The organism is Pantoea sp. y20 (assembly GCF_054903455.1).
In genome coordinates, this window is record NZ_CM142816.1 from 1702828 (window position 1) to 1724571 (window position 21744).

The 21744-nt window shown below is 54.2% G+C and carries 21 protein-coding genes; 6 read left to right on the forward strand and 15 right to left on the reverse strand.

Annotated elements, in window-relative coordinates; translation table 11 throughout:
• The first annotated feature begins 97 nt into the window (after positions 1 to 97).
• From lolC to cobB, 4 genes are all read left to right on the forward strand, one after another.
• The gene (gene lolC, locus ACYAC5_RS07980) at positions 98 to 1297 is read left to right on the forward strand and encodes a lipoprotein-releasing ABC transporter permease subunit LolC (protein ID WP_192413641.1); all 1200 of its coding nucleotides are present in this window, start codon (positions 98 to 100) and stop codon (positions 1295 to 1297) included.
• Positions 1290 to 1991 (forward strand): lipoprotein-releasing ABC transporter ATP-binding protein LolD, encoded by a 702-nt coding sequence (gene lolD, locus ACYAC5_RS07985; RefSeq protein ID WP_008103026.1) that lies wholly within the window; start codon positions 1290 to 1292, stop codon positions 1989 to 1991. The genes lolC and lolD overlap by 8 nt, the downstream gene beginning before the upstream one ends.
• Positions 1991 to 3235, forward strand: a complete 1245-nt coding sequence (lolE, locus tag ACYAC5_RS07990) for a lipoprotein-releasing ABC transporter permease subunit LolE (protein WP_462062768.1) — start codon at positions 1991 to 1993, stop codon at positions 3233 to 3235. The genes lolD and lolE overlap by 1 nt, the downstream gene beginning before the upstream one ends.
• A 97-nt stretch (positions 3236 to 3332) precedes the next feature.
• Positions 3333 to 4166, forward strand: coding sequence for a Sir2 family NAD+-dependent deacetylase (gene cobB, locus ACYAC5_RS07995; protein ID WP_101760816.1), 834 nt, complete (start codon positions 3333 to 3335; stop codon positions 4164 to 4166).
• Between the two features lie 109 nt (positions 4167 to 4275).
• Here cobB and potD read toward each other — a convergent pair whose 3' ends face one another.
• From potD to potA, 4 genes are read right to left on the reverse strand one after another with little or no spacing between them, the layout of a single operon-like run.
• Entirely contained in the window at positions 4276 to 5319 is a 1044-nt protein-coding gene (potD, locus tag ACYAC5_RS08000; RefSeq protein WP_192413637.1) for a spermidine/putrescine ABC transporter substrate-binding protein PotD, read from the reverse strand.
• Positions 5320 to 5329: 10 nt separating this feature from the next.
• The gene (potC, locus tag ACYAC5_RS08005) at positions 5330 to 6103 is read right to left on the reverse strand and encodes a spermidine/putrescine ABC transporter permease PotC (protein WP_061716930.1); all 774 of its coding nucleotides are present in this window, start codon (positions 6101 to 6103) and stop codon (positions 5330 to 5332) included.
• Positions 6100 to 6960, reverse strand: a complete 861-nt coding sequence (gene potB, locus ACYAC5_RS08010; protein WP_101760814.1) for a spermidine/putrescine ABC transporter permease PotB — start codon at positions 6958 to 6960, stop codon at positions 6100 to 6102. Before potB ends, potC begins: the two co-directional genes overlap by 4 nt.
• Positions 6944 to 8056, reverse strand: coding sequence for a spermidine/putrescine ABC transporter ATP-binding protein PotA (gene potA / locus ACYAC5_RS08015; RefSeq protein ID WP_277974747.1), 1113 nt, complete (start codon positions 8054 to 8056; stop codon positions 6944 to 6946). The genes potB and potA overlap by 17 nt, the downstream gene beginning before the upstream one ends.
• A gap of 299 nt (positions 8057 to 8355) precedes the next feature.
• On the opposite strand from potA, the gene pepT reads away from it, so the two are divergent.
• On the forward strand, positions 8356 to 9585 hold the full coding sequence (gene pepT, locus ACYAC5_RS08020) for a peptidase T (RefSeq protein ID WP_101760812.1): 1230 nt from the start codon (positions 8356 to 8358) through the stop codon (positions 9583 to 9585).
• A gap of 205 nt (positions 9586 to 9790) precedes the next feature.
• Here the strand turns inward: pepT and ACYAC5_RS08025 are convergent, their stop codons facing one another.
• The 8 genes from ACYAC5_RS08025 to rluE form a co-directional block, all read right to left on the reverse strand.
• Positions 9791 to 10912, reverse strand: a complete 1122-nt coding sequence (locus ACYAC5_RS08025; protein ID WP_101760811.1) for a ribosomal protein uL16 3-hydroxylase — start codon at positions 10910 to 10912, stop codon at positions 9791 to 9793.
• A 57-nt stretch (positions 10913 to 10969) separates the two neighbouring features.
• The gene (gene phoQ, locus ACYAC5_RS08030; protein ID WP_101760810.1) at positions 10970 to 12430 is read right to left on the reverse strand and encodes a two-component system sensor histidine kinase PhoQ; all 1461 of its coding nucleotides are present in this window, start codon (positions 12428 to 12430) and stop codon (positions 10970 to 10972) included.
• A 3-nt stretch (positions 12431 to 12433) separates the two neighbouring features.
• Entirely contained in the window at positions 12434 to 13102 is a 669-nt protein-coding gene (gene phoP, locus ACYAC5_RS08035; protein WP_101760808.1) for a two-component system response regulator PhoP, read from the reverse strand.
• A 102-nt stretch (positions 13103 to 13204) separates the two neighbouring features.
• Positions 13205 to 14575: an adenylosuccinate lyase gene (gene purB / locus ACYAC5_RS08040; protein ID WP_192413628.1), complete on the reverse strand. Its 1371-nt coding sequence runs from the start codon at positions 14573 to 14575 to the stop codon at positions 13205 to 13207.
• Between the two features lie 44 nt (positions 14576 to 14619).
• Positions 14620 to 15261: a high frequency lysogenization protein HflD gene (hflD, locus tag ACYAC5_RS08045; RefSeq protein WP_222233269.1), complete on the reverse strand. Its 642-nt coding sequence runs from the start codon at positions 15259 to 15261 to the stop codon at positions 14620 to 14622.
• Between the two features lie 36 nt (positions 15262 to 15297).
• On the reverse strand, positions 15298 to 16410 hold the full coding sequence (gene mnmA / locus ACYAC5_RS08050; protein WP_309835134.1) for a tRNA 2-thiouridine(34) synthase MnmA: 1113 nt from the start codon (positions 16408 to 16410) through the stop codon (positions 15298 to 15300).
• A gap of 42 nt (positions 16411 to 16452) precedes the next feature.
• Positions 16453 to 16926 carry an NUDIX domain-containing protein gene (locus tag ACYAC5_RS08055; RefSeq protein ID WP_101760804.1) on the reverse strand — a complete coding sequence of 158 codons (474 nt, stop codon included), beginning with the start codon at positions 16924 to 16926 and terminating at the stop codon, positions 16453 to 16455.
• A gap of 30 nt (positions 16927 to 16956) precedes the next feature.
• The gene (gene rluE / locus ACYAC5_RS08060) at positions 16957 to 17595 is read right to left on the reverse strand and encodes a 23S rRNA pseudouridine(2457) synthase RluE (RefSeq protein ID WP_370581444.1); all 639 of its coding nucleotides are present in this window, start codon (positions 17593 to 17595) and stop codon (positions 16957 to 16959) included.
• Positions 17596 to 17726: 131 nt separating this feature from the next.
• Between rluE and icd the strand changes: the two genes are divergently transcribed.
• Positions 17727 to 18977: an NADP-dependent isocitrate dehydrogenase gene (gene icd / locus ACYAC5_RS08065; protein WP_222233270.1), complete on the forward strand. Its 1251-nt coding sequence runs from the start codon at positions 17727 to 17729 to the stop codon at positions 18975 to 18977.
• Positions 18978 to 19053: 76 nt separating this feature from the next.
• On the opposite strand, the gene ACYAC5_RS08070 is transcribed toward icd, so the two are convergent.
• Genes ACYAC5_RS08070 through ACYAC5_RS08080 form a run of 3 tightly spaced genes read right to left on the reverse strand, consistent with a single transcriptional unit; the run spans position 19054 to position 21729 of the window.
• Entirely contained in the window at positions 19054 to 20466 is a 1413-nt protein-coding gene (locus ACYAC5_RS08070) for a glucosyltransferase domain-containing protein (RefSeq protein WP_309835029.1), read from the reverse strand.
• On the reverse strand, positions 20447 to 21373 hold the full coding sequence (locus tag ACYAC5_RS08075; protein ID WP_192413623.1) for a glycosyltransferase family 2 protein: 927 nt from the start codon (positions 21371 to 21373) through the stop codon (positions 20447 to 20449). Before ACYAC5_RS08075 ends, ACYAC5_RS08070 begins: the two co-directional genes overlap by 20 nt.
• Positions 21370 to 21729, reverse strand: coding sequence for a GtrA family protein (locus tag ACYAC5_RS08080; RefSeq protein ID WP_280172708.1), 360 nt, complete (start codon positions 21727 to 21729; stop codon positions 21370 to 21372). Before ACYAC5_RS08080 ends, ACYAC5_RS08075 begins: the two co-directional genes overlap by 4 nt.
• Positions 21730 to 21744: the final 15 nt, after the last annotated feature.

Consider the following 21744-nt stretch of genomic DNA (forward strand, 5'->3'; position numbering starts at 1 on the left):
ACTTTGCCGCAGACTCAGAGGGTTAGAGGTTTCATAAAGGGGACGCCTCCTTTATCATCCCACTACTTATTTTCAGGCAACTGCCAAGACGGATCTCATGTATCAACCAGTCGCGTTATTCATCGGTTTACGCTACATGCGTGGACGTGCCTCAGACCGCTTTGGTCGCTTCGTCTCCTGGCTCTCAACTATTGGCATTACGCTCGGCGTGCTGGCGCTGGTCACCGTGTTATCGGTGATGAATGGCTTTGAGCGCGAGCTGGAAGGCAATATCCTCGGCCTGATGCCGCAGGCGCTGATCACCAGCGAAAAAGGCAGCATCAGTCCCAAGGCGTTGCCCGCCGATAATCTCCAACTGCAAGGGGTTAAGTGCATCGCACCGCTGACCACCGCTGATGTGGTGCTACAAAGCGCGCGTAACGTCTCGGTCGGCGTGATGCTCGGCATCAATCCCGACGAACAGGATCCGCTGACGCCATTCCTCGTCAACACCCAACAAAGCGTGCTGCAGCCGGGCCAGTACAACGTCATCCTCGGTGAACAGCTGGCTGCACAGCTGGGCGTGAAGCGCGGCGATCAGCTGCGTCTGATGGTGCCATCGGTCAGCCAGTTCACGCCGGTAGGACGTTTGCCGAGCCAGCGTATTTTCACTGTGGCTGGCACCTATGCCGCCAACAGCGAAGTGGATGGCTATCAAATTCTGGTCAATCAGCAGGATGCGTCACGCGTGATGCGCTATCCGCTCGGCAACATCACCGGCTGGCGTTTGTGGCTGGATAAGCCGTTAAGCGTTGATGCGCTCAGCCAGCAGAAACTGCCGGAGGGGCTGACGTGGAAAGACTGGCGCGAACGCAAAGGCGATCTGTTCCAGGCGGTACGCATGGAAAAAAACATGATGGGGCTGCTGCTGAGCCTGATCATCGCGGTGGCGGCTTTTAATATCATTACCTCGCTGGGCCTGCTGATCATGGAGAAGCAGGGCGAAGTGGCCATTTTGCAAACGCTGGGTTTAACCCGCCGCCAGATTGTCGCGGTGTTTATGGTGCAGGGCGCCAGCGCGGGCATTATTGGCGCGCTGCTGGGCACCGTGCTTGGCGTGCTGCTTGCCAGCCAGCTGAATAACTTGATGCCGGTGATTGGTCTGTTCCTTGATGGCGCGGCGCTGCCGGTCGACATCAATGTGTTGCAGGTGATCACCATTGCGCTGGTCTCAATGGCCGTCGCGCTGCTTTCTACCCTTTATCCGTCGTGGCGCGCTGCCGCCGTCCAACCCGCTGAGGCTTTACGTTATGAGTAATACTCCTTTGTTGCAGTGTCGTGACCTGTGCAAACGCTATCAGGAAGGCAGCGTGCAGACCGATGTGCTGCGCAATGTGGCTTTCAGCCTGCAGCCGGGTGAACTGACGGCGATTGTCGGCAGCTCCGGTTCGGGTAAAAGTACCTTACTGCATCTGCTTGGCGGTCTGGATGCGCCGACTTCCGGCGATGTGATTTTTGATGGTAAATCGCTGAATGCGATGTCGTCGGCCGCGAAAGCCGAGCTGCGCAACCGTGAGCTGGGCTTTATCTATCAGTTCCACCATCTGCTGCCGGATTTTAGCGCGCTGGAGAACGTGGCGATGCCGCTGCTGATTGGCAAAATTGGCAAAGCGGAAGCGGAATCACGCGCGCGTGAAATGCTGGCGGCGGTCGGGCTGGAAAAACGTGCTGCGCATCGGCCTTCTGAGCTGTCGGGCGGTGAACGTCAGCGTGTGGCGATTGCCCGCGCGCTGGTGAATCGTCCGCGGCTGGTGATGGCCGATGAACCTACCGGTAACCTCGATGCGCGCAACGCCGACGCGATTTTTGAACTGCTCGGCGAGCTGAACGTTAAACAGGGCACCGCTTTTCTGGTAGTGACGCACGATCTGCAGCTGGCGAAACGCCTGAGCCGGCAGATGGAGATGCGCGACGGTGAGCTGAGCGACCAACTGACGCTGGGAGTGATCTGATGGCTTCGTCATTATCCCTGCTGCTCGGGCTGCGTTTTAGCCGCGGTCGGCGGCGTGGTGGCATGGTCTCGCTGATCTCCATCATCTCCACCATCGGCATTGCGCTGGGCGTGGCGGTGCTGATCATCGGCCTGAGCGCCATGAACGGCTTTGAGCGTGAGCTGAATAACCGCATTCTGGCGGTGGTACCGCACGGTGAAATCGAGCCGGTGAATCAGCCGTTCCGTAACTGGCAACCGATGATCGCGCCGATTGAGCAGGTGGCCGGCATTGCCGCCGCAGCGCCCTATATCAACTTCACCGGGCTGATTGAGAGCGGCGCAAAGCTGCAGGCGCTGCAGGTGAAAGGCGTCGATCCGCAGCAGGAAGCGCGTCTTAGCGCCTTGCCGAGCTTTGTTGCCGGAGATGCATGGTCGCAGTTCGCGGCTGGTAAACAGCAAATCATTCTGGGTGGCGGCATCGCTAAATCGCTCAACGTGAAACAGGGCGACTGGATCACCATCATGATCCCCAATAATGATGGCGAGAATAAGCTGCTGCAGCCGAAACGTATTCGTCTGCAGGTCAGCGGCGTGCTGCAACTGAGCGGCATGCTTGATCACAGCCTGGCGCTGGTGCCGCTGGCCGATGCGCAGAAATATCTGGATATGGGCGACAGCGTCAGCGGTATTGCGCTGAAGATGAATGACCCGTTCCAGGCGCAGAAGTTGATACATGACGCCGGTGAAGTGACGCACTCTTACGTCTACATCAAGAGCTGGATTGGCACTTATGGCTACATGTACCGTGACATCCAGATGATTCGCGCCATTATGTATTTAGCCATGGTGCTGGTGATTGGCGTGGCCTGCTTTAACATCGTCTCGACGCTGGTGATGGCGGTGAAAGATAAGAGCAGCGACATCGCGGTACTGCGCACGCTGGGGGCCAAAGATGGTTTGATCCGCGCCATCTTTATCTGGTACGGCTTGCTGGCGGGCCTGCTCGGCAGCGTCAGCGGCGTGGTGCTCGGCGTGCTGGTAGCGCTCAATCTCACGCCGGTGATGCGCGTGTTTGAGCACCTGACCGGGCATCAGCTGCTGGCGGGCGATATCTACTTTATCGATTTCCTGCCGTCCGAACTGCACTGGATTGATGTGATTTCGGTGCTGGCCACCGCGATTGTCCTGAGCCTGATTGCCAGCTGGTATCCGGCACGACGCGCCAGCCGTATCGATCCGGCCCGCGTACTCAGCGGTCAGTAAAGATAAAACGCAGCCGCTGTACGGCTGCTATTATCGGGCAGAGTAGCCCGAAAAATCCCCGATGCGCGGCAATAAACGCCGCAGATAAGGAGCTTTTATGCGCATACCGCGCCGCCGCCTACGACTCGCCCGCGACAAAAAAAACCGCCGCAAGGTGCATCAGCGCTTTCGGCAGCGCATCTTCGAGCGCGATCGCAAAGCTGAACTGGCCGCGCATCCGCAACCGCGCGTGGTGGTGCTGACTGGCGCGGGGATCTCCGCCGAATCCGGTATTCGCACTTTCCGCGCCGCCGATGGCTTGTGGGAAGAGCATCGCGTAGAAGATGTCGCCACGCCGGAAGGTTTTCAACGCAATCCGGCGCTGGTGCAGGCGTTTTACAACGCGCGGCGTCAACAGCTGCAGCAGCCAGAAATTCAGCCTAACGCCGCGCACAAAGCGCTGGCGGAACTGGAGCAGGTGCTGGGCGATAACTTCCTGCTGGTGACGCAGAATATCGATAACCTGCACGAACGCGCCGGCAGCCAGCGCGTGCTGCATATGCACGGTGAACTGTTGAAAGTGCGCTGCGTCAGCAGTGGACAAGTGCTGGACTGGACCGAAGATTTAACCGCGGACGATCGCTGCACCTGCTGCCAGTTCCCGGCCATGCTGCGCCCGCACATCGTGTGGTTCGGCGAAATGCCGCTGGGGATGGAAGAGATTTATCAGGCGATTGAGCAGGCGAATCTGTTTATCGCCATTGGCACGTCGGGCCATGTCTATCCCGCCGCCGGTTTTGTCCACGAAGCGAAACTGCAGGGCGCGCATACTGTGGAGCTGAATCTGGAACCGAGCCAGGTCGGCAATGAGTTTGCCGAGCGTCATTACGGCTTAGCAAGCGAAGTGGTGCCGGAGTTTGTGCATACGTTTTTGCGTGGGTTGTATAAGTAGATTTGTGCGCGCTTTACCTCATCCCAACCTTCTCCCAGAGGGAGAAGGGGCTAGACGGAACCCTCTCCCGCTTGCGAGAGAGGGCAGAGTGAGGGGAAGCCGCAGAGAGTTAACGTCCCGCCTTCAGCTTCTGGAACAACGTCTCATACTGCACGCTGGCGTCACCGACATCGTTTTGCCACTCGCCGTTTTTGATCACATCCTCAGCAGGATAAAGCGAAGGATCGCTGGCCACTTCCTGCGGCAGTAACTTCTTCGCTGCCAGGTTTGGCGTGGGATAGCCGATGGTTTCCGCCACCTGTGCCGCCACATCCGGACGCAGCAGGAAGTTAATCAGCTTCAGCGCGCCTTCACGATTTTTCGCATTGGCCGGAATCGCCAGGTTATCCATCCAGAAAATCCCGCCTTCCCGCGGCCAGATAATCTGCAGCGGCGTGCCCGCCTGACGCGCCACGTAGGCGGAACCGTTCCAGATCATCCCAACGTTCACTTCGCCTTCCATAAACGGATTTCCTGGATTATCGGAGTTAAACGCCAGCACGTTAGGCATCAGCTTTTTTAACTCTTCATAAGCGGCTTCGATCTGCTTGGGATCGCGGGTGTTGCCCGAATAGCCCAGCTTACGCAGCGCCATCTGGAACACTTCACGCGCATCGTCGGTCAGCAGCAGGCTTTGCTTATACTCAGGCTTCCACAAATCGGCCCAGCGGGTAATGCTTTTGGCATCCACTTCGTCAGTGTTGATGCCAATGGCGGTCGCGCCCCAGATATAGGGGATCGAGTAATCATTGTTAGGATCAAACGGCTTGTTGAGCAGGTTAGGATCGAGGTTTTTGAAGTTGCTGAGCTGGGTTTTATCGATCTTTTGCAGCATGCCTTCATTACGCATTTTGGCGACGAAGTAGGTTGAAGGCACCACCAAATCGTAGGCGCCATCTTTCCAGGTCTTCAGCTTGGCATACATGCTTTCATTGGATTCGTAGGTGGAGTAAATCACCTTGATGCCGGTCTCTTTGGTGAACTGCTCCAGCAGTCCCGGCGGCACGTATTCGGTCCAGTTATAGAAGTAGAGCGTTTTGCCGGCGTCCGCCTGCGCGCTCTGCATGCCCAATGCCAGCGCCCCAGCCGCCAGCCAGTGAGACCACTTTTTCATCGATTATCCTCTATTTGGTTTTATCACGGAGCAACAGCTGACTGAGCGCCACCAACAGCAGCGACAGCAGCAGCAAAATTGTCGCCAGCGCGTTCACTTCCGGTGACACGCCAACTTTCACCATCGAATAGATTTTTAACGGCAAAATTTCGAAGCTCGGGCCGGTGACGAACGACGATACCACGACATCGTCCATCGACAGCGTAAAGCTCAGCAGCCAACCCGCTGCGACCGCCGGCAGCGCCAGCGGCAGCAGAATTTTGCGCAAAATGGTGACTTCGCTGGCACCAAGATCTTTGGCGGCTTCCAGCATGCGCACATCAAACCCTTTCAGGCGCGAATAGACGGTGATGACCACAAACGGCAGGCAGAAGGTGATATGCGAGAACAGCAGCGACCAGAAGCCCAGCGAAATGCCCAGCAGCATAAACAGCACCAGCAGCGAAATCGCCATCACGATATCCGGCGACATCATCACCACAAACAGCATGCCGCTGACGAACGGTTTACCACGGAAGCGATAGCGATAGAGCGCGACGGCGGTCAGCGAGCCGATAATCGTGGCGCAGCTGGCAGAGAGCACGCCCATCAGCAATGAATGTTGTGCCGCCTGAATCAGGCTGTCGTTATTCATCAGCAGGCGATACCACTGCGTGCTGAAGCCCTGCCAGTTAATGCCGAAACGCGAACGGTTGAAGGAGTTGACGATCAGAATGATGATCGGGATATAAAACCAGGCATAAATCACGGCCATGAAGCCGCCACGTAACCAGCGCGCCATCATTGCAGTTCCACCTTGCTGTTCAGCATACGCGCTGCGCGCCAGTAAGCCAGCAGCATCAGCCCCATCAGCAGCGTCATCACAATGCTGGTGGCAGCACCGAACGGCCAGTCACGGATATTCAGGAACTGGCTCTTGATCACGTTGCCAATTAACAGGTTTTTCGCGCCGCCCAGCAAATCCGCTACAAAGAACAAGCCCATCGCCGGGATAAACACCAGCAGGCAACCAGCGACAATGCCCGGCATGGTGAGCGGCAGAATGATGCGTAAAAAGGTTTTCACTTTGTTCGCGCCAAGATCACGCGCCGCTTCGAGGCAGGATTTATCCAGCTTTTCCAGGCTGGAGTAGAGCGGCAGCACCATAAACGGCAGCAGAATGTAGATCAGCCCCAGAATCACCGCTTCCGAGGTGTACATGATGCGAAACGGTTTATCGATCACCCCAAGCCACAGCAAAAATTCATTCAGCCAGCCGCGCGTGCTGAGGAAGATTTTCAGACCGTAGATACGGATCAGCGAGTTGGTCCAGAACGGCACAATCAGCAGGAACAGCATCAACGGACGCAGGCGCGCCGGCAGTTTCGTCAGACACCAGGCAAACGGATAACCGAGCAGCAGGCAGCACAGCGTGGCGATCAACGCCATATTCAGCGAGTGCAGCAGCACATCAGCGTAGAGCGGATCGAGCAGCCGCGTGTAGTTATTGAGGGTGAAGGCCATACTGACAAAATGCGCATCATCGCGCGTCAGGAAGCTGGTGGCGAAAATCATCAGGTTAGGCAGCAGCACAAACAGCGTGAGCCAGCTGACGATCAGGGCAACAATGACTTTCTGCAGGCGGTTACGCATCAACTTCATACGGCAACACCACCTCCCAGTTGGCGACCCAGCTGACGGCCATTTTCTGGTTCAGCGAGTGATCAAAATCGGGATCGTCTTCGTTGAAGAACTCGCTCACCGTCAGCAGCTTGCCGTTCTCCAGCTCAACAGTAGACTCCAGCGTCATGCCTTTATAGTTGCGCTCGCGCACGAAGCCGATCAGATTATCGCTGCGGCTGTCGTGATCGATCTCTTCAACGCGCAGATCTTCCGGGCGCAGCAGCACGTGCAGTTTATCGCCGACGCTGACCGGGAAATCACATTGCAGCGTGCATTCAAGGCCTTCCACGCGCGCGCGGATTGTAGGCGCATGATCGCTGTTCAGCACCTCGGCATCGAACACGTTAATCTCGCCAATAAAGCGCGCCACAAACAGGTTGGCGGGCTCTTCGTAAATCTCGCGTGGCGTGCCGTCCTGTTCGATGCGGCCATCGCGCATTACCACGATACGATCGGACATGGTCAGCGCCTCTTCCTGATCGTGCGTCACAAACACAAAGGTGATGCCAAGCTTACGCTGTAGCGCTTTGAGCTCGTTTTGCATCTGGCGCCGCAGCTTGTAATCCAGCGCCGACAGCGACTCGTCCAGTAGCAGCACTTTCGGGCGATTGACCACCGCGCGCGCAATCGCCACGCGCTGCTGCTGACCGCCCGAAAGCTGATGCGGACGGCGATCGGTAAAACTCTCCAGCTGCACCATCGCCAGCGCATCATTAACGCGCGTGGTGATCTCCGCCGCCGGAGTTTTCTGCATGCGCAGGCCAAAGGCGACGTTCTCAAACACCGACATGTGCGGGAACAGCGCGTAGCTCTGAAACACGGTATTAATGTGGCGATGCTCGGCGGGCAGATCGGTGATGTCGTTGTCATCAAGAGTGATATGACCGCGATCGGCCGCTTCCAGCCCGGCAATCAAGCGTAAAATGGTGGTTTTTCCGCAGCCGGAAGGGCCAAGCAGCGTGATGAACTCGCCGTGACGGATGGTCAGGTCAAAGTCAGAGATGATGGTTTTGCCATCAAAAGCTTTACTGATGCCAGAAAGCGTAACCAGCGCAGGCGCGCGTGTTTGCGTCATTTTAGTCACTCAGTCTGATGGTGAATCAGGTTACAGCATAGCCGCTGGTGGCCGCTTGCTGTGATGAAGGGCGCGATGATACCGCAAAAATGTGTCAATGCCATGTTTTGCCACGGATTTACCTTGAAAACTCTGAAAAATGCCGGAGTATGCGTAACGGATAAGTCGGACAGGCGCGAGTGAGCGAATTTTCAACGCAAGTCACGTTGAGAGAGCTAACCTGAAGGATAATGATTTGACGCAACATGGTGCCATTTGGTCACCATGATAATGACGCAGGTTCTTTAGAGGGATGACAGATGGATCAATTACTTGAGCGTTTTCTCAGTTATGTTGCAGTAGAAACTCAGTCAAAACCTCAGGCACGACAGGTGCCAAGCAGCGAAGGGCAGTGGACGCTGGCGCGTCAATTACAGGAAGAACTTATCGCGCTGGGCTTTGTTGATGTCTCTCTGAGCGATCACTGCTGTGTGATGGGCACCTTACCGGCTAACGTTGATTGGGCCACGCCGGTGATCGGCTTTATTTCGCACATGGACACCTCGCCGGATTTTACCGCCAAAAACGTCAATCCGCAGATTATTGAAAACTATCGCGGTGGCGATATCGCGCTCGGTAACGGTGATGAAATTCTGTCACCGGTGATGTTCCCGGTTCTGCATAAGCTGATCGGTCATACGCTGATCACCACCGATGGCAAAACGCTGCTCGGTGCGGATGATAAAGCCGGTATCGCCGAGATCATGACCGCGATGGCGCGTCTGGCAAAAGGGGATACGCCACACGGTGCGATTCGCGTGGCCTTTACACCGGATGAAGAGATTGGTCGCGGCGCGTCGCACTTCGACGTCGAAGGCTTTGCCGCCGATTGGGCGTATACCGTTGATGGCAGCGATCTCGGCGAGTTCGAGTTCGAGAACTTCAATGCCGCTACCGCGATGGTTAAAATCACCGGCAACAACGTGCATCCGGGCAGCGCTAAAAATGTGATGGTCAATGCGCTGGATCTGGCGATGCGCTTCCACGCGGAACTGCCAGCCAAAGAGAAGCCGCAGTATACCGACGGCTATGAAGGCTTCTTCCATCTGCATACCATTAAAGGCACGGTTGAGCACGCCGAGCTGATGTATTTGATCCGCGATTTTGATGCCGACAGCTATGAACAGCGTAAACAGCTGCTGGAAGAGATTGGTCAGCGCGTCAGCAAAGGGCTGCAAAGCGAATGTTCGGTGAAAGTGGAGATCAGCGACAGCTATCGCAACATGCGCGAGAAAGTCGAACCGCATCCGCACATTATTGAGTTGGCGCTGCAGGCGATGCGCGATTGCGGCATCGAACCGAACGTCAAACCGATTCGCGGCGGCACCGACGGCTCTGCGCTGTCGTGGAAAGGATTGCCATGTCCGAACCTGTTCACCGGCGGCTACAACTATCACGGCAAGCACGAGTTCGCCTCACTCAATGTGATGGCGCAGTCGGTGGATGTGATTGTGCGTTTGGCTGAGCTGGCGGGGCAGAAGAAGGGCTGATGGTGATTGCTTAGCGCGGGTTGTCCCCCATCCCGGCCTTCCCCCATAAATGGGGGAAGGAGACGCTGCCCCATGCAGCTCCCAACTCCCTACTCACATATTGCAGCATCTTCCTCCCCCATTTATGGGGGAGGACCGAGGAGGGGGACAGCGAGCACCGTCCGAGCACCCACCGAGTTTTAGAAACCCCGAGACAGACTGAAACTTACTCGCCGAAGAACCAATAACCGCTATTCACCAACGCCGCCAGCTGCGCCAGCAGTGAAGGGTCATCCAGCGCATCGCCGAAATCTTCCAGCGTCAGCACGTGATTGTGCGCCAATGCCGCCAGCACATGCGGATGGCTGCTGGTGACCGATTCACCGTTCACAAACACCACATCGCCAATGGTCAATACGCGCAGGCCGCCGAGCCGCGTCAGCGCATCGCCTTGCTGCAATGCATCGTAAATTTCGTCCGGTTGATACGGCGGCTCCGGCGGCGCGACGTCCAGCTCATGACGCGATTGAGAAATAAACTCGCCAAACCACTGATTAAACTGCTCCGGCTGGTTAATCACATCCATCATGACTTTGCGGATGCCTTCCAGTTCTGACGGCAGAATTTGCGATGGGCATTCACGCGATGGCACATCGGGATCGCTGTAGCGGTAGCTGCCCAATTCGTTGGCCAGCATGTGATCGGCAAAACCGCTGATCAGCTCGCGACCGTTCGGTGCGCGGAAGCCGACCGAATAGTTGATGGCGTTTTCCAGCGAATAGCCTTCGTGCGGGAATCCTGGCGGAATATAGAGAATATCGCCGGGCTCCATCTCTTCATCGATGATGGCGTCGAAAGGCTCAACCTGCAGCAGATCCGGATGCGGGCAGTGCTGTTTCAACGGCACTTTTTCACCCACGCGCCAGCGACGGCGGCCAGTGCCCTGAATGATAAACACATCGTACTGATCGAAATGCGGACCGACGCCGCCTCCCGGCACGGCAAACGAGATCATCAGGTCGTCAACACGCCAGTCGGGCAGAAAACGGAACGGACGCATCAGTGCGGCAGAAGGTTCATGCCAATGGTTGACCGCCTGCACCAGCAGCGACCAGTTGCTCTCACCGAGATGATCGTAGCTTTCAAACGGGCCGTGGCTGACTTGCCATTTGCCCTCGTTATGGCTGACAAGACGGCTATCGACCTCATTTTCCATCGCCAGACCGGCCAGCTCGTCAGGAGAAATAGGATCGACGAAGTTTTTAAATCCACGTTTAAGCACCACCGGGCGTTTCTGCCAGTAGCGCTGAATAAAGTCGGGCCAGTTGATATCGAGCTGATAGTCCATATGAGGAGTCCGTTTGCTGCAAAGAATGATGGCAAGTATAACAGCCCGCGTCCCTTTCTACTCGCGGTGATGCTCGACTTCCTGGCGCTGGAAAATCACTTCCATGCGCGCGCCGCCGAGCGGGCTGGTGGTGGCGATCACCTGGCCGGCGTACTGTTCGAGGATGTCGCGCACCACGGCTAAACCTAATCCCTGGCCGGGACGCAAGGTGTCGGCACGTTGACCGCGCACGAAGATCAGATCGCGTTTGCTTTCCGGAATGCCGGGGCCGTCATCATCAATAAACAGATGCAAGGTGTTGTCGGTTTGTCGTGCGGTGACTTCAATAAATTCGAGGCAATATTTGCAGGCGTTATCCAGCACGTTGCCGAGCACTTCCATGAAGTCATTTTTATCGCCGATAAAGGTCAGCTCCGGCGAGATATCCAACGTGATCGCCACGCCCTTGCGTTGATAGACTTTATTCAGTGCCGAGCACAGGCTATCGAGCAGCGCCGAAACCGAATGCAAATCGCGCTGCAGAGGATTGTGATCGGCCTGCATGCTGGCACGATGCAGGTAATAACCAATCTGCTGCGAGATGCGGCTGATCTGCTCCAGCATCACCGGTTCGGCCTGTTCAATGGTTAACTCTTTACCATTGCGTAACGATCGCAGCGTACTTTGCAGCACTGCCAGCGGGGTTTTCAGGCTGTGGGTGACATCCGACAAGGTGGTGCGATAGCGCGTGTAGCGCTGGCGTTCGTTGGTCAGCAGCAGGTTAAGATTGCGCACCAGACTACGTAGCTCTTGCGGCGGATTGTCATCGAGATTCTCGCGCTGACCGGTTTCCAGCTCGCGCACCTGCGAAGTGAGATCGCCAATCGGCCGCAAACTCCAGTGCGCCGCCAGCCACAGCAGCGGGATCACCAGCAGCAGATTGGCCGCCAGCACATAGCTAAACCACGACCACACCACATCGGAATGCTGCAACTCTTGCGGAATTGAGTCGACCACCACAATGGTCAGCGCCGGTAAGTTGGTGGTGGCATCGTAGCGATTGACCGCGACCGAGTGGGTGAAGGTGTCACTGCTGTCGCTATCCAGCGCGTGCAGCCGCTCTTTCGCCTGCGGGTTGTTGCCCATCGCCGCCATGCTGGTGCGATTGCTGGTATCGATTTCGTAGAAATCGGGCTTGAGCAGCCATTCACGATGGATCTTTTTGCGGATTTCGGGCACATCGCGCTGCTGCCACAGCAGTTTGCCGCGTTCATCGTAGATAAAGACCAGCGTGGGGAAATTGAGCGTCATGCGCTCCGGCTGGCCAATAGTGAGCTGATTGTCGTGCCACTGCGCCAGCGTGAAGAACAGATTGCTCTCACCGCGCATCACGCGATAGGTATTTTTATCGAAGCTGACGACATAGCCAACCACCGCGACCATGCCGTAGGAGAGTGACAAAAACAACACGATCGCCGCGGTCGCCAGCAGAAAACGAGCGCGGAGAGAGAAGGGGCGTAAACGCCGGAACCACGTCATAAATCAGAGATCAAAGCGATAGCCCTGGCCGCGTACGGTGTTGATCACTTCGGTTGGATAGAGTGAGAGAATTTTTTTACGCAGACGGCCCATCAACACGTCGATGGTGTGACTTTCGCGCAGTTCGGCATCCGGATAGAGCTGCAGCATCAGCGAATCTTTGCTCACCACTTTACCCGCGTTGCGAATCAGGGTTTCGACGATGGTGTATTCGAAAGCGGTCAATTTTACCGGTTCATCTTGCACCGTCAGTTCGCGGCGAGAGAGATCGACCTGGAACGGCGGCATAGAGATAATTTGCGACGCGTGTCCGCTGTTGCGACGCATCAACGCCTGCAAGCGTGCAGCCACTTCTTCAATGTGGAACGGCTTGGTGACATAGTCGTCGGCACCCGCTTCCAGCGCTTCCACTTTGGCCTGCCAGCCTTCACGCGCGGTTAAGACCAGAATCGGTTGACGTACCGCATCGGTGCGCCAGCGGCGAATCAGCGACATGCCATCTTCATCGGGCAAACCGAGATCGACCAGCGCGATGTCGGGGACATGTTCTTGCAGGAAATAATCCGCTTCTTTGGCATCTTCTGCGGCGTCGACCTGATGGCCCATTTCACGCAATTGCACGGCGAGGTGATGGCGTAGCAGCGCATTATCTTCCACAACCAGAACACGCATAGTATTTCCTTAGCTTCGAACGTAGTGATGATGAGAAGAGTATACGCAAAGCCAGCTAAACCAGAGAACAACCAGGCGCGCGAAACGCGCCTGGCCACCGCATTACTTCAAATCATCAACCATCTGAATCGCACGGCCGAGGTAGTTGGCTGGCGTCATCAGCTTCAGACGCACTTTTTCCTCTTCCGGCAGTTCGAGGCTATCGATAAAGGTCTGCATACCGGCAGCATCAACGCGTTTACCGCGCGTCAGCTCTTTCAGCTTCTCGTACGGTTTTTCGATACCGTAACGACGCATCACGGTTTGGATCGGCTCAGCCAGTACTTCCCAGTTGTGATCCAGCTCGTCCAGCAGACGATCGCGGTTCACTTCCAGTTTAGAGATGCCTTTCAGTGTGGCTTGATAAGCGATCAGTGCATAACCGATGCCCACGCCAAGGTTACGCAGCACGGTGGAGTCGGTCAGGTCGCGCTGCCAGCGTGACACCGGCAGTTTGCTGGCGAGATGCTGCATCATGGCGTTAGCCAGGCCGAGGTTGCCTTCGGAGTTTTCGAAGTCAATCGGGTTCACTTTGTGCGGCATGGTGGACGAACCGATTTCACCGGCGATGGTTTTCTGCTTGAAGTGATTGAGCGCGACGTAGCCCCAGATATCACGATCAAAGTCGATCAGAATGGTGTTGAAGCGCGCGATGCAATCAAACAGTTCTGCGATGTAATCGTGCGGCTCGATCTGCGTAGTGTACGGGTTCCAGGTGAGACCTAAGGAGGTTACAAACTGCTCACTCAGCTGGTGCCAATCCACTTCCGGGTAAGCGGAGATGTGGGCGTTATAGTTACCGACCGCACCGTTGATTTTACCCAGCACGTCAATTTTGCTCAGCTGACGCAACTGGCGCTCGAGACGGTATGCCACGTTCGCCATCTCTTTACCCATGGTTGACGGCGTTGCCGGCTGGCCATGGGTGCGCGACAGCAGCGGAATGTCACGGTATTCGTGTGCCAGACCTTTAACAGCATCGATCAGTTGGTTCCAGAACGGCACGATCACATCACGACGAGCGGTTTCCAGCATCAGCGCATGCGACAGGTTGTTGATATCTTCGGAGGTACAGGCGAAGTGAATGAATTCAGACACCGCATGCAGCGCGGGTACATCGGCCACTTTCTCTTTCAGGAAATACTCCACGGCTTTGACGTCGTGGTTGGTGGTGCGCTCGATGGTTTTGATGCGTGCCGCGTCTTCTTCGCTGAAATTGGCGACAATGGCATCAAGGAAAGCGTTTGCGTCGGCATCAAATGCAGGAACTTCCTTGATCTCGACAGTCGTGGCCAATTTTTGTAACCAGCGAACCTCAACCTCAACGCGGAATTTCAGCAAACCGAACTCGCTGAAAATGGCGCGCAGTGGGCTGACTTTATCGCCGTAACGACCATCGACAGGTGAAACGGCGGTCAGAGAGGATAATTCCATCAGTGCAACTCCTGAATCGTTTAACAATTATGCCGGGGCGGCGCTTAATACGCCGGGCCCAGGCGGGATAAAATGGTTTTAGCTTCGCTCAGCAAGCGCTGGCGCGAGAACATCAGCTGCAGACGGCCACCGCCAACCTGCTGCCATAACACCGCAGAGCGAATGCCGGCCAGCAGGGCGGCGCGCACTTTACTCTGCACTTGTGAATTCTGTAGCACCTGCGGTGAACCTGTCACCTGAATGCGCGGGCCCAGCGGGCTAATCACATCCACATAAATGCCGGCCATTGCGCTGATGATGGTGTCCGATTCCAGCTCGTAATGCGCCAGCTGGCGGTCAAGCTGGCCGATGCGTTGTGCCAGCGTGTTCATCGCGGTTTTGTTGCCATGCAGCTTACGCTCCAGCACCATCATGCTTAAGGTATAACGGGTCAGTTCAGCGCTGGCACCCTGACGATTGCTGCTGTTGAGCACCGCCATCAAGGTCTCTAATCCAACCTTTAAATTGGCTTCGTCGTTGCCAAACACTGCCAGCGTCGAACCGGGATTGAGATCGATCAGGCTGCGCAGCGACACATTCATTGCCGCGTTATTGCAATTTCCCTGCTGCGCGAGCTGTTGCACCACATGGGCGGCCTGGCATACGCCCGCCAGCGCCAGCGTAATCTCATAATAGTTCTTAGCCACGCTTAACTCCTGTCATCGCGTCGGGCAGCGCCGACCTTAGGCTTCTGCCAGAGGCAGGCGTTGTTCGATAATGCCGCCGCCGAGGCACACTTCACCGAGATAGAACACGGCGGATTGGCCTGGCGTGACGGCCGCAACCGGCTCGTCAAAACGGACTTCAATACGGTCATCGCCGTGCGGAATAATTTCACACGGAATGTCGGTCTGGCGATAGCGGGTTTTCACCGTGCAGCGCAGCGGCGCGGTCATTGGCTGGCGATCAACCCAGTGCAGCTGTTGGGCAATCAACCCCACGGACATCAGGCGCGGATGCTCGCCGCCTTGCGCCACGATCAGGCGATTGCGCGCCACATCTTTGTCGACCACATACCAGGGATCGTCGTTGCTCTCTTTACGGCCGCCGATGCCCAGACCTTTACGCTGGCCGAGCGTGTGGTACATCAAGCCCTGATGTTCACCGACGATTTCGCCGTCAACGGTTTCGATTTCGCCCGGCTGCGCAGGCAGATAACGACCAAGGAAGTCGCGGAACTTGCGCTCACCGATAAAGCAGATGCCGGTGGAATCTTTCTTCTTTGCGGTGATCAGATCCAGCTGCTCAGCGATGCGGCGCACTTCCGGCTTATCCAGTTCGCCAACCGGGAACAGGCTTTGCGCGATCTGCTGGTGGCTGAGCGTGTAGAGGAAATAGCTCTGATCTTTGTTGCCGTCGAGGCCGCGCAGCAAGCGGCTTTGGCCATCCACATCCTGACGGCGCACGTAGTGGCCGGTGGCGATGAAGTCTGCGCCGAGATCATCCGCCGCGAATTCGAGGAAGGCTTTGAACTTGATCTCTTTGTTGCACAGGATGTCAGGATTCGGCGTGCGGCCGGCTTTGTACTCTTCCAGGAAGTGCTCGAACACGTTATCCCAGTACTCAGCGGCGAAGTTGATTTTGTGCAGTTTGATGCCGAGTTTGTCACACACGGCTTGTGCGTCAGCCAGATCATCGGCGGCGGTGCAATACTCCTCGCCATCGTCTTCCTCCCAGTTCTTCATGAACAGGCCTTCAACCTGGTAGCCCTGCTGCTGCAGTAACCAGGCGGAAACGGAAGAATCGACGCCGCCGGACATTCCGACGATCACTTTTTTCTGGTTGTTGTCAGACATGACGCACTCTTAAATTACGATAAAAACAGGCGGCGCATTCTATCATGCAGAAGCGGGGCGCGCACCCTCATGAAACGGCCACTGGAACGGCGCGACCAGATGCAGCGGATAACGCTCGCCTTGTTGCCACAGTCGCACGCTCTCTGCCACTAACGGCGAACGCAGGCGATTGGCCGTCAGAATCTGCTCTGGCGGCAGCCACCAGCAGCAGTCGATGTCGCGATCGTGCGGCGAGGTATCGACTTTTTCGGCCAGATCGAGGCCAAACAGGAAACGCACAAAAGGTGTATCGTCCGGCGCAATCCACTGCTGCACGCCGAGAAAATATTCAGGTTTGGCTTCAATGCCGGTCTCTTCAAACAGTTCACGCTGGGCGGCCTCGAGCAGGGTTTCATTGGCCTCAAGATGCCCGGCGGGCTGGTTCCAGGTAATACGACCGTGCACGCGCTCTTCAACCACCAGCAAATGTCCCTGTGCCTGCACAATACAGGCGACCGTTACATGAGGTTTAAACATCCTTTCTCCGAAATTGTTAACTAAAAGTTATTAAATGGCTGCACTGATATCGCGCCATTCACCCGGGGGCAAATCGCCTAACTGATGTTCGCCCATCGCAAAGCGAATCAGGCGCAATGTCGGAAAGCCGATGTGTGCCGTCATGCGGCGCACCTGGCGATTTCGTCCCTCAAACAAGGTGATTTTCAGCCAGCTGGTGGGAATCGCTTTGCGTTCACGAATCGGCGGCTGGCGCGGCCATAGCCACTCTGGCTCGCCCACTAACTCAATCCCTGCCGGCAAAGTGGGGCCATCGTTCAGCGTCACGCCGCTGCGTAACAGGGATAAATCTGATTCCTGCGGCGCACCTTCCACCTGCACAAAATAGACCTTTCCGGTGCGCTTGCCGGGCTGCGTCAGCGCGGCCTGCAGCGCGCCATCGTTGGTCAAAATCATCAATCCTTCGCTGTCGCGATCGAGTCTGCCAGCGGCGTAGACGTCGCTCACCGGCACAAAATCCTTCAGCGTGCGGCGTCCGGCTTCGTCACTGAATTGCGGCAAAACATCGAATGGTTTGTTAAAGAGTATGACGCGTCTTGGGCCTTTCGGACGGGTATCGCGGCGCACGGGCTTACGTGCCGGGGCGCTTGCGCGCTTATCCTGGTGAATTCGTTGAGAAGTTTTTCGCATGGGCTTTGCAGTCGGAAACATTCGGCGCATTATAGCGCGAAACTACGGTGATTGGCGTAGCGGAAATAATCAAGTAGTATTGACCCGCATCTTACAAATCATTAACAAAAAATCGCTCGAAGGAGAGGTTGATGGAAAGCAAAGTAGTTGTTCCGGCGGAAGGTCAAAAAATCACCCTGGATCAGGGAAAACTGAATGTTCCGAATAACCCGATTATTCCTTACATTGAAGGTGACGGTATCGGCGTTGATGTTTCCCCGGTAATGTTGAAAGTGGTTGATGCCGCTGTGAAGAAAGCCTACAACGGCGAGCGAAAAATTTCCTGGATGGAAATTTATACCGGCGAAAAATCAGTAGAACTCTACGGCCAGGACGTCTGGCTGCCGCAGGAAACCCTCGATTTAATTAAAGAATATCGCGTTGCCATCAAAGGCCCGCTGACTACTCCAGTTGGTGGCGGTATTCGTTCTCTGAACGTTGCGCTGCGTCAGGAGCTGGATCTGTACGTTTGTCTGCGTCCGGTTCGCTACTACAAAGGCACGCCAAGCCCGGTTAAGCGTCCAGAAGAGACCGACATGGTGATCTTCCGTGAAAACTCAGAAGATATCTATGCCGGTATCGAGTGGAAAGCGGGCACGCCAGAAGCGGATAAAGTGATCAAGTTCCTGCGCGAAGAGATGGGCGTGAAGAAAATTCGCTTCCCTGAGCAGTGTGGTATCGGCGTTAAACCATGCTCGGAAGAGGGCACTAAACGTCTGGTGCGCGCAGCAGTTGAATACACCATCACCAACGACCGTGATTCTCTGACCCTGGTTCACAAAGGCAACATCATGAAGTTCACCGAAGGTTCTTTCAAAGACTGGGGTTACCAGTTAGTGAAAGAAGAGTTCGGCGGCGAGCTGATCGATGGCGGCCCGTGGATGAAGTTCAAGAACCCGAACAGCGGTAAAGAGATCATCGTTAAAGACGTGATCGCCGATGCCTTCCTGCAGCAGATCCTGCTGCGTCCGGCGGAATACGACGTGATCGCCTGTATGAACCTGAACGGTGATTACATCTCTGATGCCCTGGCGGCACAGGTTGGCGGTATCGGTATTGCACCAGGCGCCAACATCGGTGACGAATGTGCCCTGTTCGAAGCGACGCACGGTACAGCACCGAAGTATGCAGGTCAGGATAAAGTGAACCCAGGTTCAGTGATCCTGTCGGCAGAAATGATGCTGCGTCATCTGGAGTGGTTCGAAGCGGCTGACCTGATCGTTAAAGGTGTTGAAGGCGCTATCGCTAACAAAACCGTGACCTACGATTTCGAACGTCTGATGGAAGGCGCTAAACTGCTGAAATGTTCAGAGTTTGGTGACGCGATCATCAGCAACATGTAATTTGCCACTCAGGCAGAAAGCATAACGGGAGCCAATGGCTCCCTTTTTTTGTCTAAAGTTTGCGGATAATCTCGGTTTATTGCCTTGCCAGCACCGCCTGAGCATCAATAATTATGCATTTCCCTGAGCAGCTCTCATTGCCGTTGATCACTGGCGATTTGGTTAGAGTGTAATGCATACCCGCTTCTTTTTTTACGGTAAATGCCATACCGGCAAACGTCCACGGCATGCCTAAAGATAAAGAACCAAACTCATCATATTTCGATGATTTTGCAATTTTTGGCAAATTCTCACTATTTAAGCGGTAGTAAAGGGCGCCATCGAAATCTTTTGCGACCATTTTAGTTATTTCGGCTTTTAAAAGGGCATACTCTTTTTGCTGAGGTGAAGAAAAACCCTCTTTAATATTGCTGGCTGCAAGCCATCCGGCAGCGAGAGGTAGCAATAGATAAAGGAATCGTGAGTATTTTGTCTTATCGATCACCACGAATAGCCCGATAAGGAAGCAAGACGTGGTAATCAGCGAGAGCGCACTGATTGTTCGGTAAGCCGCCCAACTCTCTGTCACCAATAAGTTTGGTGTCACTGCTGCAACAGCGAACAGGAAAGATAAAATCACTTTCTCCTTGCCGTTCCCGCTAATTTTTTTCAGCCCAATAAAGATGAATAACAGAGAGATGATAACTGATAGTGCTTTTCTACCAGTGTCAAAATTACAGATGGCATTTTTTAATGGCTCTACAAAGAACCATTTTATTTTTCCCAAGAGATCAATGGTAATGTTACTTCTTGAAAGTGTCTCGCCGAATAACAGGAGCGGAATGACTTTGGCTAATATTAATGCCATCAACATGCCAAAGAAAATCATTAAGAATGTACGAATGAGTTCCTTTTTATCGACTTTACGTGAAGTCAGGCAAGTGTCCATAAACGCAAAAAAAAGAAAACACATCGCAGTGGGCTGGTAAATAGCGAAAGAGAGCGTAATCAGCAAGGCTGACAAGATGACTCCCTTGATACCGCGCAATCGGGTTAACGCTGAGTAACTCCATCCTGCAAGCAGAATAGACGTCACAAAAGGAAAACATACTGACCAGGCGTTGAATACCTGAAAAGAGGGCAGTAAACAGATCACTAAAGAGAATATAACTCTCTGCAGTGGATTTTTAAGGATATCTCTCTCAGAGATAAATTTGTAAAAGTAAAAGCTTAGTAAAATAAGAGAGACAACGGATAGCACTCTTATCAGTATCAATGAGTCCAGGCTGGATATCAGGAAAGAGAAACCATAGCGCAAAGCACCATAGGCCGGCCTTCCAGAAAGGACGTCCCACTTGAAAATGCTGGCAGGATCAGTTTGGGCGCTGAACAGATAGTACCAATCATCCGAAAAGGCATAGCTTGAAAGAAAGACAGGGCTATAGCAAACCAATAATGCCGCAGCTAAAAAAAGATAAACTTTAAAGTTATTACAAGCTATGTTTGTCATCTGCTTCCTTTTTAATATATCGAGGTCTATGCTTGGTTTCAATATATATCCTGCCAATATATTCACCTAGCACACCTATTCCAATTAATTGAATTCCACCCAAAAACAGTATTGATACCAGTAGTGATGGATAACCTGCTACCGGGTTACCCCATATTATTTTATCAATGATCATCCACGCGCCATAAACGAACGACAGGAATGCGACAAAAAAACCAATATAGGTCCACACTCTGAGCGGAAAGGTTGAGAAACTGGTCAGCCCTTCAAGCGCTAAATTCCAAAGTCGCCATCCGTTAAACTTTGCCTCTCCCGCAACGCGCGCTGAACGGCTATATTCCACGATGGCAGCATCACCCTCCACCCAACTCAGGATGCCTTTCATAAATAGATTGCGTTCCTGCAATTGCTTTATGTTTTCGACAGTCGCGCGCGAAAGTAAACGAAAGTCTCCAACATTTTCTTCAAGCTTTGGTGAGCTGATCTTATTATGCAGTTTATAAAACCATGCAGCCGTTTTACGCTTAAAATGACTATCGCTACTGCGGTCATTGCGTTTTGCCAGCACAATCGGCCATCCCTCTTGCCATTTGCTTATGAGCAAGGGAATCACTTCGATGGGATCCTGAAGATCAACGTCAACCGGAATGACTGCATCACCGGTAGCATGTTCAAGTCCGGCAAGCAGCGCGGTTTCTTTACCAAAGTTACGAATAAAATTAATGACTAACACAGATTCGTCATCATCCCGCAGCGACTTAATAATCTGCTCTGTTCTATCGGTACTGCCATCATTAATGAAGACAATTTCGAGAGGGTAAGAAGAGAGTTTTTCTTTGACGGTACGATAGAATATCGGGATTGCATCTTCTTCATTGAAGACGGGAACGACCAGAGAAATTTTCACTTTTTCACCTTAAAAACAATGAAGTTTGAATAGATGAAGCCGAATACCAGGCTTATTATAGAAAATGAAATAAGCGTGATAATCGGATTAATATGCGTATGATCGGCGAAACTGCCGATGCCGGCGGCCATTATGCCCATAAAGGCCACGAAGATGACATAGCGAAAAGTTGTCGCTTCGGCTTTAAACGTCCAGCGTGCATTGGCAAAAAATGAAAATGTTACCGCGACAATGAAAGCCAACAGATTAGCCAGCCATTGGCGGGTATTAAGAGAATACAGGGCTGCAAACACCATCCAATGAATCAGTGTGTTAATGATGCCAACTGATAAAAAACGTGAGAATAATTTCAACATAGTGAAATATTAGCC